This is a genomic window from Winogradskyella sp. MH6 (assembly GCF_022810765.1).
GTDB lineage: Bacteria > Bacteroidota > Bacteroidia > Flavobacteriales > Flavobacteriaceae > Winogradskyella.
Genome location: NZ_CP094494.1, coordinates 1,208,797 through 1,221,426 on the forward strand (window position 1 = coordinate 1,208,797; position 12,630 = coordinate 1,221,426).

Consider the following 12,630-nt stretch of genomic DNA (forward strand, 5'->3'; position numbering starts at 1 on the left):
TTAATAGATAACTAAATTATAGCACATTTAGTGTGCTAAGTGGTAAAAATAAGCATCTTTTTGAATTTATGATGTTATTAAGCTGTTTTTCGAGAATAGGCAAAGTCTAACTAAACAAAAAAGCCTGTGAATTTTTAAATCTTCACAAGCTTCTTAAAACTGATTGATTGGGTAATTTATTCTTCCTCTTGAGCAGCCATACTGCCAGAAAAATGAGCTTCAAGTTCTTTTAAAGTAGTTGGATTGGTTTCTAAATCTTTTACAACATTACCTTTTTCTAGTACAACAATGCGTTCGCAAACATCCGTAACGTGCATTAAATCGTGACTAGACACCAAAATAGTAACACCTTGTTTTTGTGCCAAATCTTTAAGAATTTGCTTTAAGCGTATTTGCGTTGTTGGATCTAAATTCGCAAACGGCTCATCTAGAATAATTACTTCAGGATTGCCTATAAGTGCAGCTACAATACCTGCTTTCTTTTGGTTTCCTTTACTTAAATCGCGCAAGTATTTTTTCTTACCAAGAATTTCACCATTAAAGAAATCTTCGAACTGAGACGTTAAGGCATCAACATCCGCTTTGTTTTGTCCTCTTAAATCACCTATAAAATAAAAGTATTCTTCTGGTGTTAAATAGCCTATTAAAAAGCTTTCGTCTATAAATGCAGACGTAAAAGGTTTCCAATCTTCACTTTTATCTACAATAACATCGTTACTAGTAATGCTTCCTGTCGTGGGCTTTATTAAATCTAGCAACAAACTAAAGTAAGTAGTTTTTCCTGCTCCGTTATTGCCTACCAAACCAAAACTTTGGCCCTTAGGAATGTTTAACTCTTCGATATTTAAAACGGTTGTTCCGTTATATGTTTTTGAAAGGTCTTTTGTATGTATCATGGTTGTGTTGTGTAATTAGTTATCTTGACTAAATGCGTCAATCATTTTGTATTTTGAATCTAAGTAACGTTGTGTGATGGATTTCATGAGTTTTTTATGAAATACTATACCTGCAACACCTATTAAAATAAGAACCGCTACTCCTACTTCGAAACCAATAAAGTAGTTGGCTACTGAAAAAATCACCAACGGAATTAACATAATTGGTAATCCGATAATCCACTGTACAGCTCCTGTCCCTTGATAGTTAAAGGCTGCTCGCTGATTAAGATCTATTTTCTTTCTGTTGAAAGAACCTCCGAATAACATGATGTGCGAGTTCACACCAATGTTATAGACAGCTGCTGCAAAATGCACAACTAGTATTTTCCATCCAAAATAAATATAAGGAATGCCTAAAACAAACATAATAACCACACTTAACATCATAAGCACAAATTTTGAACGCAGATATTGCTCATATTTAATATTTTGACTCATTAGCATTTTATAATAACCACTATCCCAAGCTGGAATAAACTGCCCAAAACTGATAAGGAAAATACCTGTTGAAAAAATTCCCACAATAGATGACGCATATAACGAGTCTCTATATATTGGTTGCGTGTAAAAGAATAAGCCGTACAACAAACCTATAAGCATCAGAAAAGCTGATGACTTTGTGCGTTTATTTCTCCAAATTAACTTTAAGTCTAACTGCATAAAAGGTGCAATGTCCCCAAAACGGTTGGTCCAAGATAAATCTGCTGCCTTAACCTCTGTAACCTTAGATTTTAACCCACTATCTAAGAATAGTTTTTCTCTTAAAATTTTAAAATTGAAAGCATAAGTTATCGCTAATATTACTATTGGAATTACAATTAAAACTGGATTGTTAGAAATACCCATAAAAGCATTACCTACCAAAGACGTCATTGATACAATATTGAAATACTCTAAACCAGATAGAACACCAACGGTTGCTAATATTGGTAAAAATGGTAGATCGGTTTTTGAGGATAAAGCTTCAATAATAAAGTTTAAGAAATTAATAATGAGTACCACAATTATTAAAGCAAACATCCAGGGCAGTATCTGAGAAGTTTCGTAACCTTCTTTAATAAGCATTATGCTAAATGGAATAATCGCAAAAAGTGGTAAAAAGTTAAAAAACGACAATGCAGATTTACCAAGTACAAAATGTACAATGGTAGAGCGCTTTATTGGTAATGTGAGCAAAGGTTTAACGCTCATTACTGGTAGCTTTTGCAAAAAGAAACGCATCATGAGATCTACCATAAGCCAGTAGAATAAAAGTCCGTTAGCTATTACAAAAGGGTCTTGATCTGGATATGTTTTCTTTAAGATAAAGAGCAATCCAAAACCTAAACCTAAGAACATGACAATAAAGTAAAGTGCAAAAAAGACAAGAAGAATATTTAATGCCATACTCTTTTGCCAATATGACGAACGGAAATACTGTTTCCACTCTAAATTAAGAAAGTGCTTTATCATATCTGTGGTTAGTTTTTTCTATTAGTAAACTTAAACGTTAATTTGTTACAAACAAATTTAACTATACAATCATCCTTCCTTATTTTTGCAGAAAATAATAGTAATGGCACAATTTCATACCCTAAAAATAAAGTCCGTAAAAAAAGTTACAGAACATGCTGTAGCGATCTCTTTTGAAATTCCTGATTCCTTAAAGGCTAATTTTGCTTTCAACGCAGGACAATACATCACACTAAAAACCACAATTAATGGTGAAGAAATACGTCGCGACTACTCTATTTGCGCGTCAAAAAATAGTGGTGATTTAACCGTTGCTGTAAAATCGGTTGATGGTGGTACATTTTCAGTTTATGCCAATACAGAGCTAAAAACAGGAGATACTATTGAAGTTGCTGAGCCTAATGGTCGCTTTGTTTTTGAACCAAACGAAGCTAAAACCAGAACCGTTGCTGCTTTTGCTGCTGGTAGTGGTATTACTCCAGTTTTAAGCATTGCCAAAACACTTTTGGAGGAAGAACAGTTTAGCAATTTTATTTTGGTTTATGGAAATAAGTCTTCTGAAGACACGATGTTTTTTGCCGATTTGGTAGAAATGCAAGCCAAGTACGGTAATCGTTTTCATGTACATTTTATATATAGCCAATCTCGTGAAGAAGGTGCTTTATTAGGACGAATAGAAAAAAGCACTGTTAACCTTATGGTTAAAAATAAGTACCAAGGTGTAAACATTGAAGCTTTTTATTTATGCGGACCAGAAGCCATGATTCATACTGTAAAAGACACATTAGTTGAAAACGGCATTAAAGAAAAGGCTATTTTCTTCGAGTTATTTACAGCACCTGTTGTCGCAGAAAACGAAAATTCGGTTGAAGATTTATCTGGTAACACCAAAATAAAAGTATTAGTAGATGATGAAGAGTTTGAGTTTGAAATGTCTAAAGAGCAATCTATTCTAGAAGCGACTTTAAAACAAGATATTGATGCACCATACTCTTGCCAAGGTGGAATTTGCAGTAGCTGTATTGCACGCTTAACCGAAGGTGAAGCCAAGATGAGACAAAACAATATTCTTACAGATAATGAAGTTGCTGAAGGCTTAGTGTTAACTTGCCAAGCGCATCCTACAACAGCTGCGGTTACTGTAGATTATGATGATGTGTAATCTAGATGCTTAGATTTTAGACCTTTAGACTATTAGATTCCCGTCTTTGCAGGAATAACAGACTTTACTTTTGAGACAATAGTCTCTACAGCAATGCTTCCTGCTGCGTTTTCGTAGCCTTCAGGATAGTTGTTGCCGTAAATCGAGGTTGGAATCTTTGGGTATTGGCTTCTATCTGCTGTAAGTTGAAAATCTTCAGGTTGATTAAAGGGTACAAAACCAGCAAAAGGATGTGTTACGCCCCAAATCGTAATCACTTTTACACCAAACATTGCTGCTAAATGACCATTACCCGAATCCATGGCAAGCATCAATTTTAAATTTGAAATTAACTCCAATTCCTCTTTAAACGATAATTTTCCTGCAACAGAAACCACATTATCATATTTCGCTTCAAAGACATTAAGTACCTCTATTTCTTTTTTACCACCTCCAAATAAGATAACCTTATAATCTTTAGACAATTCTGAAATAACTGCCTCCATGTTTTCAAGCGGATACATTTTACTTTCGTAAGCTGCAAATGGAGCAATACCAACTAAAGTTTCATTAGTATTAATTCCTAAACCTAAAACAGCTTTGGTTAAAGGTTTTGTTTTTGGAAATTTTGGCTGAGATAAATCAACTGGAAATCCTAATGTATTAAACACATCTGCATAGCGTTGATGCGTGGTTTTTAGTTGTTTTACTGCTTCAGCAGAAACTAGAGCCTTCTTCTCTGCTCTGCCTTTATCAATCTGAATTACTTTTTTCCCGAAAAAAAATAACTTCAAAACCTTACTTCGTAAAACGTTGTGCAAATCTGCGACAACATCAAAGCCTAACTTTCTAAGTTCTTTTGATAGTTTATAAAGCCCCAAAACACCTTTGTGTTTGCCTTTTAAATCAGCGACATAAACCTCAACATTTGGAATGTCTTCAAAAAAAGGTTTAAAAAACGTTCTGGTAACAACGGTTACTTTTAATTGCGGATGTTGTGAGGTTAATGCAATCAACACAGGCACTGTCATAGCAACGTCTCCCATTGCCGAAAATCTTATGACGAGTATGTGCTTGGCTGCTGACATTAATTTCAGAATAGACATCCTGAAACAAGTTCAGGATGAAAATTTATTTTTGTCCTCTTAAAACAGGATTAAGCTCATCGTCGTTGTACATTTTCATTTGTTTGTAAACTTTCATGTACTTATCTCCGTTCGCTATATCTGTCAATAAATCATCAATTGCAGTGCTCAAATCTTTACGTTGTTCTAATAAAACGTCTAATTTCTTTTGGCAAGCTGCTTTATGATTTTCAGTAGCATCTTCTCTCACTGTTTCTAAATGCATGTGATAGATTTTTAATGCCAAAATAGATAGTCTGTCTATAGCCCAAGCAGGACTTTCAGAGTTAATTTTAGCATCAGCCTTTACGGCAACATCTTTGTATTTATCTAAGAAGTAACTGTCAATATATTCAACCGTATCAGTTCTGTCTTGGTTAGATGCATCAATCATACGTTTTAGTTTTAATGCTGCAACAGGATCTATATTTGGGTCTCTAATAATGTCTTCGTAAGCCCACTGCACTGTATCTATCCAACATTTTCTGTATAACAAATGAGCGATTAGATCTTCATTTTTATCATACTTGTTTGTGAAAGGTTGTTCTACCGTATTTAAAACTTTATAGGTTTTAATAACATCTTGAAATATACTGTTTGCTTTATCTGAAAACATATCGAATTATTTAGTTTGAATATGCAAATATACTTTGAATTATTAACTTAGCCATTCAAGAAAAACACATCATTATGCAAATTCATAACCTTTCTGAAACGCCTTCAATTTTAAATACTTTTATGTCTGAAATTAGAGATGTGAACATTCAAAATGACCGTATGCGTTTTAGACGAAATATTGAACGTATTGGTGAAGTTTTAGGTTATGAGTTAAGCAAATCGCTTTATTTTCAAGCACACAAAACCAAAACACCTCTCGGAAATCACAACACTACTTTGTATAAAAATGATATTGTGCTATGTTCTATTTTAAGAGCTGGTGTGCCTTTACATAATGGCTTATTGAACTATTTTGATGCAGCAGAAAACGCATTCATTTCAGCTTACAGACATCATAAACACAATCCTGAAAGTTTTGAAATTATTGTTGAATATTTAGCCTGTCCAAGTCTAGAAGGTAAAACTTTAATTCTTGCAGACCCTATGTTGGCAACAGGACAATCTATGGTAGCAACCTACGAAGCACTTAAACCTTTTGGCACTCCAAAAGATATTCACTTAGTAAGTGTTATTGGAGCAAAAGAAGGTGTTGATTTTGTTTCTAAGCATTTTGACAAAAATGCTCATTTATGGATAGCAGATATTGATGGTACACTAAACGAAAAAGGCTACATTGTACCAGGTTTAGGTGATGCAGGTGACTTAGCTTTTGGCAATAAACTACAGCAATAAGCTAACAATGGGTACTATTATTAGTAATGAAATAAAGACTTCTTTAAACCATTTTTCTGAAACCACTTCGATATAATTTGCCATAATTATAGAAAATGGTGCAAATAGGAAGATAAACTCACTTCCATTTTTTACAGGCGCAATAATTGCTATTAAGATAGCTATAACCGAAGACCAAGCTATAAGAAAAAAAGATGGTTTTAGTTTTTTGTTTTTGTCTTGTATACTTCTAAAAAAGTAGATGAGTGTCCAAATAAACGATGTAAATAAAACGGTAAACTTTAAAATAAATTCGCCACTGTTATAAACGGAATAATCTACACTTGCATAACGACTAAAATTAGTTGGTTTTATATAAGTATCATAAACACTAATGTTGTAAGCGATAAGTAACAAGATAACCGTAGCAACACCTACAAAAGGAATAATAACATTCTTTAAGTTATTCTTTGAATGGTAGATTAATGCCACAATTACAACTGCAAAAAATAATATAGCCCAGAAATAAAAAAGGGTTGCCATCATAACCCAAAAACCTGCATCAAAGAATTTTTTCTTAATGTGAAGGTTGGTTTGCAAACTAATGAGACGTCTTAATGCAAAAAGCACAAACAAATTAGCAATCAATAAATCTGAATGTTTTAAAGCTTCAGGAAACAATCCAAATAACAATCCAAACGTCATTATGGCATAACCATTCTTTTTGGTAAGGTTATTTTTTGAAATAATAAAGTCTAAAAGAAAAACAAAAAAGACAGCTACCACTAGCTTTATAGAGGTTTTTAAAGCCGTATTTACATCCGTAAATAGCTGGCTGAAATTTGAAATTACAAATAGTATAATAACAAAACCAGCAACCATTATAAAGTTTATAGGCTTAGATTTACTAAAAATGCTTGTAATCATTTACTGTTTTTGTATTTTTGCTATCCAATCGAGCCTTTCATCTAATTGGTAAAGCTGATTTAGATGTGAGTATAAATATAATTTAATTCTCGCTAGCCGAGTAAATTTATAAAGTTATGAAGGATTTCTTTTACGCAATACAAGATTTATTTGTCAACGTATTATTTGCACCATTAGACTATTTAAGAGAGCTTGAACTTTCTTCTTGGTTTGCTGCAAACACTATGTCATGGATTTTTATGGCTATTGGCTTTGTTGCATTTGTTTATTGGATGAAACAACTTGCTACATTTAATGCAAATAACGAAGAAGACAAAAGTATTTCTTCGCACTCTTATTTATAAGTCGAAACCAATATCTTTACGATAATACATCTTATCAAAATGTAGTTTTTCTATGTTTTGATAAGATTTTTTTATGGCTTCTTGGTACGTGTCTCCGTACGACGTTACAGCCATAACACGACCTCCAGAAGTTACTACTTTCCCATCTGTGTCATTTGCTCCTGCATGAAATACAATAGAATCTTCAACCTTTTCTAGTCCTGTAACTTCTTTACCTTTTTCGTAAGCTTCAGGATAGCCGCCAGATACTAACATTATTGTTGTTGCAGCACGCTCATCTATATCTATAGCAACATTTGCTAACGTACCGTTTGCCATAGCCTTAAAAACAGCTACCAAGTCGGTTTTTAATCTAGGTAAAACGACTTCGGTTTCAGGATCTCCCATTCTTACATTATACTCAATAACTTTTGGATCGTCACCAACTTTAATCAGTCCTATGAAAATGAATCCTACATACGGTAAATTGTCTTTTTGTAAACCATCAACTGTTGGCTTAACAATTTGATTTTCAATTTTACTTAAAAAATCGTCTGTTGCAAATGGTACAGGAGACACAGCTCCCATTCCACCTGTATTTAAGCCTGTATCTCCTTCACCTATTCGTTTATAATCTTTTGCTGTTGGAAGAATCTTATAATCTTTTCCGTCTGTTAAAACAAAACAACTCAACTCAATACCATCTAAAAATTCTTCGATTACCACTTTGGTACTTGCATCACCAAACTTGGCGTCAACGAGCATATTTTTTAATTCGGTTTTAGCTTCTTCTAGGTCGTTTAAAATTAAAACCCCTTTTCCAGCCGCCAATCCGTCAGCTTTTAACACGTAAGGAGCATTTAAGGTTTCAAGAAATTTATACCCTTCTTCTACATTGTCTTTGGTAAAACTTTGATAAGCTGCTGTTGGTATATTGTGGCGCATCATAAATTCTTTTGCGAACTCTTTACTACCTTCTAACTCAGCTGCTGCTTTCTGCGGACCAATAACCGCAACATTTTTAAGGTCTTGGTCTTCTAAAAAGAAATCGTGAACTCCTTGTACCAAAGGGTCTTCTGGACCAACAACAACTAGGTCTATGTTATTCTCTAGTACTGCCTCTTTAATAGCCTCAAAATCGGTTACTGAAATATCTAAATTAGTAGCAATAGATTTAGTACCAGAGTTTCCTGGTGCAACAAATAGGTTTTCACAGTGGCTACTTTTTGCAATTTTCCATGCAAATGTATGTTCTCTTCCGCCAGATCCTAAGACTAAAATATTCATGATTGTATTTTGTTTGCGCAAAAATAATTGGTTTTACGATGAAAAAACAATTAATTTACAGAAACCTTTTTGCCTTAACACATCTTGCAACTATTCGATTTTTCATTAAAATTCAACGGCTTTGATATTAACAAGGCTAAACTAGCTTTGGACGACATTCAGGCACTACATGGTGATGAGTTTGAGGATTATTTAAATAACAAACGTCAAGAGATTGTTGCCTTTCATCTACAATACAATTCCTTCTATAAATCGCTTGGCAAAAATATCTCCCTTAACGATTGGGATTCGGTTCCTGTTATGACCAAACGCCATTTACAACAACCCTTAGAACAACGATTAAGCAATGGTTATACTAAAGATGCTGTTTATGTAAACAAAACCTCTGGAAGTTCTGGAGACCCTTTTATTTTTGCTAAAGATAAATGGTGCCATGCGCTTACTTGGGCAGAAATAATGAATCGGTTTTCTTGGTATGGTATTGATTTTAACACCTCAAAGCAAGCTCGTTTTTATGGTATTCCTCTAGATAAAAAAGGGTATTATAAAGAACGTTTAAAGGACTGGTTTAGTAATCGTTTTCGGTTTTCGGTTTTTGATTTAAGTGATAATGCTTTTGAACGTGTATTAGCAAAGTTTAAATCTACGTCTTTTGACTATATTAATGGTTATACAAGTCCAATAGTGCAATTTGCCAAGTATCTCAAGAGAGAAAGGGTCATTTTAAAATCGGTGTGCCCAACTTTAAAAGTATGCATTGTCACTTCTGAAATGTTGTTTGATGAAGATAAAACACTTTTGGAAACTCAATTTGGTGTTCCAGTAGTTAATGAATATGGCGCTTCCGAGTTAGACCTCATCGCTTTTCAAAATCCTGATGACCAATGGCTAGTTAACCATGAAACACTTTATGTTGAAATATTAGATGATGACGATAATGTACTTCCGTATGGACAAGAAGGCCGAATAGTCATTACTTCACTATATAATAAAGCGCATCCCTTTATCCGTTATGACATAGGAGATGTTGGGGTTTTAAGTAAAGAAAGCATGTTACAGAAACCTATTCTGAAAAAATTAATTGGAAGAACTAATGACATAGCAATCCTTCCTAGTGGCAAGACTGCAGCTGGGCTTACATTTTATTACATTACCAAAAGTGTAATAGAAAATGATGGCAATGTATCCGAATTTGTGATTGAGCAATTGGCTATAGACACCTTTAAAATTAAATATGTTAGTAGAAGGATACTGACACTTAATGAGGAAACAGTAGTAAAGCAAGAAATGGAACGGTATTTAGAACCTAATATCTCTATTGATTTTGAGCGTGTTAAGATTTTAAAACGAACAAAAGCCGGAAAACTAAAACAGTTTGTATCTAAATTAAATTCTTAATGAGTCGTTTTTTTACAAATAGATGCTCATAAAGAAACATGATTAGATAATATGACGATTTTATAACAGAGAAGCCCAAACCTTTCCTATAAGCGTTAAAATTGTGTTTTATAAGATTCAACTTGTTTGAAGATAATGAGCCTTGTGTAATTCTGTAGTACGCAATGGTTTCAGAAAGTCCAACTGCTGGTTTATTGCTTCTCTTTAAAGCTTCTAACCAAAGTAGCCAATCTTGTCTCTTTTTTAAATCTTTGGTGTAAATTTTTCCTAAAGAGTCACAATTGTATATTCCTGTTAAGTTACCTATATAGTTGGCCCTTAACAACTTTTTATAGGTTAATGATTCTAATGCGTTTACTTTTACATTTAAAGGGATTCCTTTTTCATTGATCCATTCATAACTACCAAAGCAGACATCAGATTGGGTTCTATTCAGTAAATCTATTTGGAGTTGAAGTTTGTCTATTTGCCATAAATCATCAGCATCTAAAAAGGCAATATAATTACCACGCGCTTTTTTGGTTCCAAGATTTCTTGCTTGTGCAGCACCTTTATTAGTAGAATGCTTATAAACTTTTATTCTGGAGTCCTTTTTTATAAAAGTATTAACAATTGTTGTTGTTTTGTCATAAGAGCAATCGTCAATTAATATAAGCTCCCAATTAGTATAAGTTTGATTTATGACACTTTGTATTGTTTTTTCTATAACACTTTCGTTATTGTACATTGGTGTTATAATAGAAACTAAAGCATCCATATAGTCATTTATTAATACGCTTTATCATCTCCCCTTACGGCATTGATAAATGTTTGGGCAATAATCTTCACATCAAGAAGCAAAGACCAGTTTTCTATATAAAATATATCATATTTCACCCTCCCAATAATATCTTTGTCTGACTCTACCTCACCTCTAAACCCACTAACCTGAGCAAGGCCTGTAATACCAGGTTTTACAAAATGTCTTACCATAAATTTATCTATCTTCTTGGCGTACATATTGGTATGGCTCACCATATGAGGTCGTGGACCAACAACCGACATGTCCCCAAATAAGACATTAAAGAACTGAGGGAGTTCGTCTATACTTGTCTTTCTAATAAATTTTCCAATCTTGGTCACTCGTTGATCACCTCTAGTTGCCTGATGTAGATGTGCATCTTTATTGGGCATCATTGATCTAAATTTATAACAATCAAACTCTTTGTAATTAAATCCATTTCTAGATTGCTTAAAGAAAACTGGGCCTTTGGATTCTAATTTTATAAGGATAGCAATAATTGGTGTAAGCCATGATAATATAAATACAATTACAAAACTTGAAAATAATATATCAAACGCACGCTTAATGACTGTGTTTACATAGTCTTCCAATGGAATGTTTCTTAGTGTTAAAACTGGTATGTAATCGTAATATTCGTACCTAAGTTTTTTGGAATAAATCTCCTTGCTGTCTGGTATAAACTTTAAGATTTTAAGATTGTTATCCGCAAAATCCACTATGTCGGCAATTTGAGCGTTTGTAAGCTCTGATATGGAGCAATAAATTTCGTCTATTTTTTCGCTAATTATGTATTCAAAACATTCATTTAGAGATTGTTCTTTATTCTTAAAGCTATAAGTTTTTTTATGCAAGTATCCATACTCCGGATTCTTATTGAAGAAATTCTCTAAAGCTAGTGTTTTCTTGTTAAGGCCAACAATCACAGTAGACCTGTAATTACCACCAAATGAAACCCTATATTTTTGTAGTAAATAATAGATTGCAAATTTAAAGCCTGTTATTAACGTAAAACATAGTAAAGAATATTTTACAATAGGTCTAGGATAAATTTTCAGATTATGGTATAATCCAGAAAAAGCAAAAACGAGAAGTGTGAAAAGTATTAATTGTTTAACAATTAAGGACAATATATTAACTGGTCTTGTGTATCTATAAACCTCATAGAATTTAGAATAAACAGATAGCAAAATCCACCCTACAGTAATGAAAGTAATGAAAACAAATGAGTCTTCGGTTTTTAAAAGGTATAATACCGCAACACCATTTATAATAGCTAAATCTATTAAATAGGAAATAGGTCTTAAGTATCCTGAATACCTTCCGTGTTTAAATAAACTCAAATTACTAATGTTTGTTGAAACTGTAATTATTTTTTAATCAGCAAATATGATAAAAATAAAAAAGATACCCGAATTTAGATAATCAATATTTGTATTATTCTAACTCTTAGAACTAAAGCAGCAATCTCTTTGCCAATCTCTTTTGCAAACTCTCTCTTGAACTTATATAAGATTCTTTTTTGCCAACTTTATGTGGATTAAAAATATAGGTGTTTGTTTTTTTATTATACTGAACGTCCTCACTATTTTTGAAGTACAGATAAAACATTTCTTGCTTAATAAACATTTGCCTGTTTGTGTTTTCTAATAATAAACTCATAACCTTTAAATCAACTTTCTCAACACTTTCAGTAACATAAACTTTAAAATTTAATGGCTCTTCCTCTAAGCAAAACTCTACAAATTGAGAACCTTCAGTATTGACTATCTCAGATTTAGCAACTAAGTTTTTTTCGTTTTTAGAATTATACTTAACTGTCAACAACCCACTTTTTGAGCTTTCTAACTCTAGTCTCATTCTAAACTTTGATTCACGATCTATACAGTTTTCAACACATGAACTGAACGTAAATAACGTGAAGAAGAAT

General features: G+C 32.9%; 13 protein-coding genes. 4 read left to right on the top strand and 9 right to left on the bottom strand.

All coding sequences use genetic code 11. From position 1 onward, the window contains the following. Positions 1 to 176: 176 nt before the first annotated feature. Together MST30_RS05425 and MST30_RS05430 are read right to left on the bottom strand one after the other, a co-directional pair. Positions 177 to 896: an ABC transporter ATP-binding protein gene (locus MST30_RS05425; RefSeq protein WP_243473367.1), complete on the bottom strand. Its 720-nt coding sequence runs from the start codon at positions 894 to 896 to the stop codon at positions 177 to 179. A gap of 15 nt (positions 897 to 911) precedes the next feature. Further along, positions 912 to 2,390, bottom strand: a complete 1,479-nt coding sequence (locus MST30_RS05430) for a DUF5687 family protein (protein ID WP_243473368.1) — start codon at positions 2,388 to 2,390, stop codon at positions 912 to 914. A 103-nt stretch (positions 2,391 to 2,493) separates the two neighbouring features. Here MST30_RS05430 and MST30_RS05435 point away from each other — a divergent pair, with 103 nt between their 5' ends. Then, positions 2,494 to 3,552 (top strand): ferredoxin--NADP reductase, encoded by a 1,059-nt coding sequence (locus MST30_RS05435; protein ID WP_243473369.1) that lies wholly within the window; start codon positions 2,494 to 2,496, stop codon positions 3,550 to 3,552. A gap of 32 nt (positions 3,553 to 3,584) precedes the next feature. Here MST30_RS05435 and MST30_RS05440 read toward each other — a convergent pair whose 3' ends face one another. Both MST30_RS05440 and MST30_RS05445 read right to left on the bottom strand, forming a co-directional pair. Further along, positions 3,585 to 4,637 carry a glycosyltransferase family 9 protein gene (locus MST30_RS05440; RefSeq protein WP_243473370.1) on the bottom strand — a complete coding sequence of 351 codons (1,053 nt, stop codon included), beginning with the start codon at positions 4,635 to 4,637 and terminating at the stop codon, positions 3,585 to 3,587. 25 nt (positions 4,638 to 4,662) lie between these two features. Continuing rightward, positions 4,663 to 5,271 carry a DUF4254 domain-containing protein gene (locus tag MST30_RS05445; protein ID WP_243473371.1) on the bottom strand — a complete coding sequence of 203 codons (609 nt, stop codon included), beginning with the start codon at positions 5,269 to 5,271 and terminating at the stop codon, positions 4,663 to 4,665. A gap of 74 nt (positions 5,272 to 5,345) precedes the next feature. Here MST30_RS05445 and upp point away from each other — a divergent pair, with 74 nt between their 5' ends. Beyond that, complete coding sequence (gene upp / locus MST30_RS05450) at positions 5,346 to 6,005, top strand: uracil phosphoribosyltransferase (protein ID WP_243473372.1); 660 nt, start codon at positions 5,346 to 5,348, stop codon at positions 6,003 to 6,005. On the opposite strand, the gene MST30_RS05455 is transcribed toward upp, so the two are convergent. Further along, entirely contained in the window at positions 5,994 to 6,911 is a 918-nt protein-coding gene (locus MST30_RS05455; protein ID WP_243473373.1) for a DUF6427 family protein, read from the bottom strand. The two genes, upp and MST30_RS05455, sit on opposite strands and share 12 nt — an antisense overlap. A 116-nt stretch (positions 6,912 to 7,027) precedes the next feature. Here MST30_RS05455 and MST30_RS05460 point away from each other — a divergent pair, with 116 nt between their 5' ends. After that, entirely contained in the window at positions 7,028 to 7,255 is a 228-nt protein-coding gene (locus tag MST30_RS05460) for a DUF6341 family protein (RefSeq protein ID WP_243473374.1), read from the top strand. On the opposite strand, the gene purD is transcribed toward MST30_RS05460, so the two are convergent. After that, entirely contained in the window at positions 7,250 to 8,521 is a 1,272-nt protein-coding gene (purD, locus tag MST30_RS05465; protein ID WP_243473375.1) for a phosphoribosylamine--glycine ligase, read from the bottom strand. The genes MST30_RS05460 and purD overlap by 6 nt on opposite strands. Before the next feature lie 84 nt (positions 8,522 to 8,605). Here purD and MST30_RS05470 point away from each other — a divergent pair, with 84 nt between their 5' ends. Beyond that, a complete protein-coding gene (locus tag MST30_RS05470; RefSeq protein WP_243473376.1) occupies positions 8,606 to 9,919 on the top strand; it encodes a phenylacetate--CoA ligase family protein in 1,314 nt (437 codons plus the stop codon). Here the strand turns inward: MST30_RS05470 and MST30_RS05475 are convergent. The 3 genes from MST30_RS05475 to MST30_RS05485 form a co-directional block, all read right to left on the bottom strand. After that, positions 9,903 to 10,676 (bottom strand): glycosyltransferase family 2 protein, encoded by a 774-nt coding sequence (locus MST30_RS05475; protein WP_243473377.1) that lies wholly within the window; start codon positions 10,674 to 10,676, stop codon positions 9,903 to 9,905. The two genes, MST30_RS05470 and MST30_RS05475, sit on opposite strands and share 17 nt — an antisense overlap. A gap of 11 nt (positions 10,677 to 10,687) precedes the next feature. After that, a complete protein-coding gene (locus MST30_RS05480; RefSeq protein WP_243473378.1) occupies positions 10,688 to 12,043 on the bottom strand; it encodes an undecaprenyl-phosphate glucose phosphotransferase in 1,356 nt (451 codons plus the stop codon). A 112-nt stretch (positions 12,044 to 12,155) separates the two neighbouring features. Continuing rightward, positions 12,156 to 12,560: a hypothetical protein gene (locus tag MST30_RS05485; RefSeq protein WP_243473379.1), complete on the bottom strand. Its 405-nt coding sequence runs from the start codon at positions 12,558 to 12,560 to the stop codon at positions 12,156 to 12,158. Positions 12,561 to 12,630 lie beyond the last annotated feature (70 nt).

Excerpts from the sequence above, each read along its gene's own strand:
- purD (WP_243473375.1), bottom strand. The coding sequence starts at position 8,521 with ATGAATATTTTAGTCTTAGGATCTGGCGGAAGAGAACATACATTTGCA.
- MST30_RS05445 (WP_243473371.1), bottom strand. The coding sequence starts at position 5,271 with ATGTTTTCAGATAAAGCAAACAGTATATTTCAAGATGTTATTAAAACC.
- MST30_RS05430 (WP_243473368.1), bottom strand. The coding sequence starts at position 2,390 with ATGATAAAGCACTTTCTTAATTTAGAGTGGAAACAGTATTTCCGTTCG.
- MST30_RS05485 (WP_243473379.1), bottom strand. The coding sequence starts at position 12,560 with ATGAGACTAGAGTTAGAAAGCTCAAAAAGTGGGTTGTTGACAGTTAAG.
- MST30_RS05455 (WP_243473373.1), bottom strand. The coding sequence starts at position 6,911 with ATGATTACAAGCATTTTTAGTAAATCTAAGCCTATAAACTTTATAATG.
- upp (WP_243473372.1), top strand. The coding sequence starts at position 5,346 with ATGCAAATTCATAACCTTTCTGAAACGCCTTCAATTTTAAATACTTTT.
- MST30_RS05475 (WP_243473377.1), bottom strand. The coding sequence starts at position 10,676 with ATGGATGCTTTAGTTTCTATTATAACACCAATGTACAATAACGAAAGT.
- MST30_RS05460 (WP_243473374.1), top strand. The coding sequence starts at position 7,028 with ATGAAGGATTTCTTTTACGCAATACAAGATTTATTTGTCAACGTATTA.
- MST30_RS05440 (WP_243473370.1), bottom strand. The coding sequence starts at position 4,637 with ATGTCTATTCTGAAATTAATGTCAGCAGCCAAGCACATACTCGTCATA.
- MST30_RS05435 (WP_243473369.1), top strand. The coding sequence starts at position 2,494 with ATGGCACAATTTCATACCCTAAAAATAAAGTCCGTAAAAAAAGTTACA.
- MST30_RS05425 (WP_243473367.1), bottom strand. The coding sequence starts at position 896 with ATGATACATACAAAAGACCTTTCAAAAACATATAACGGAACAACCGTT.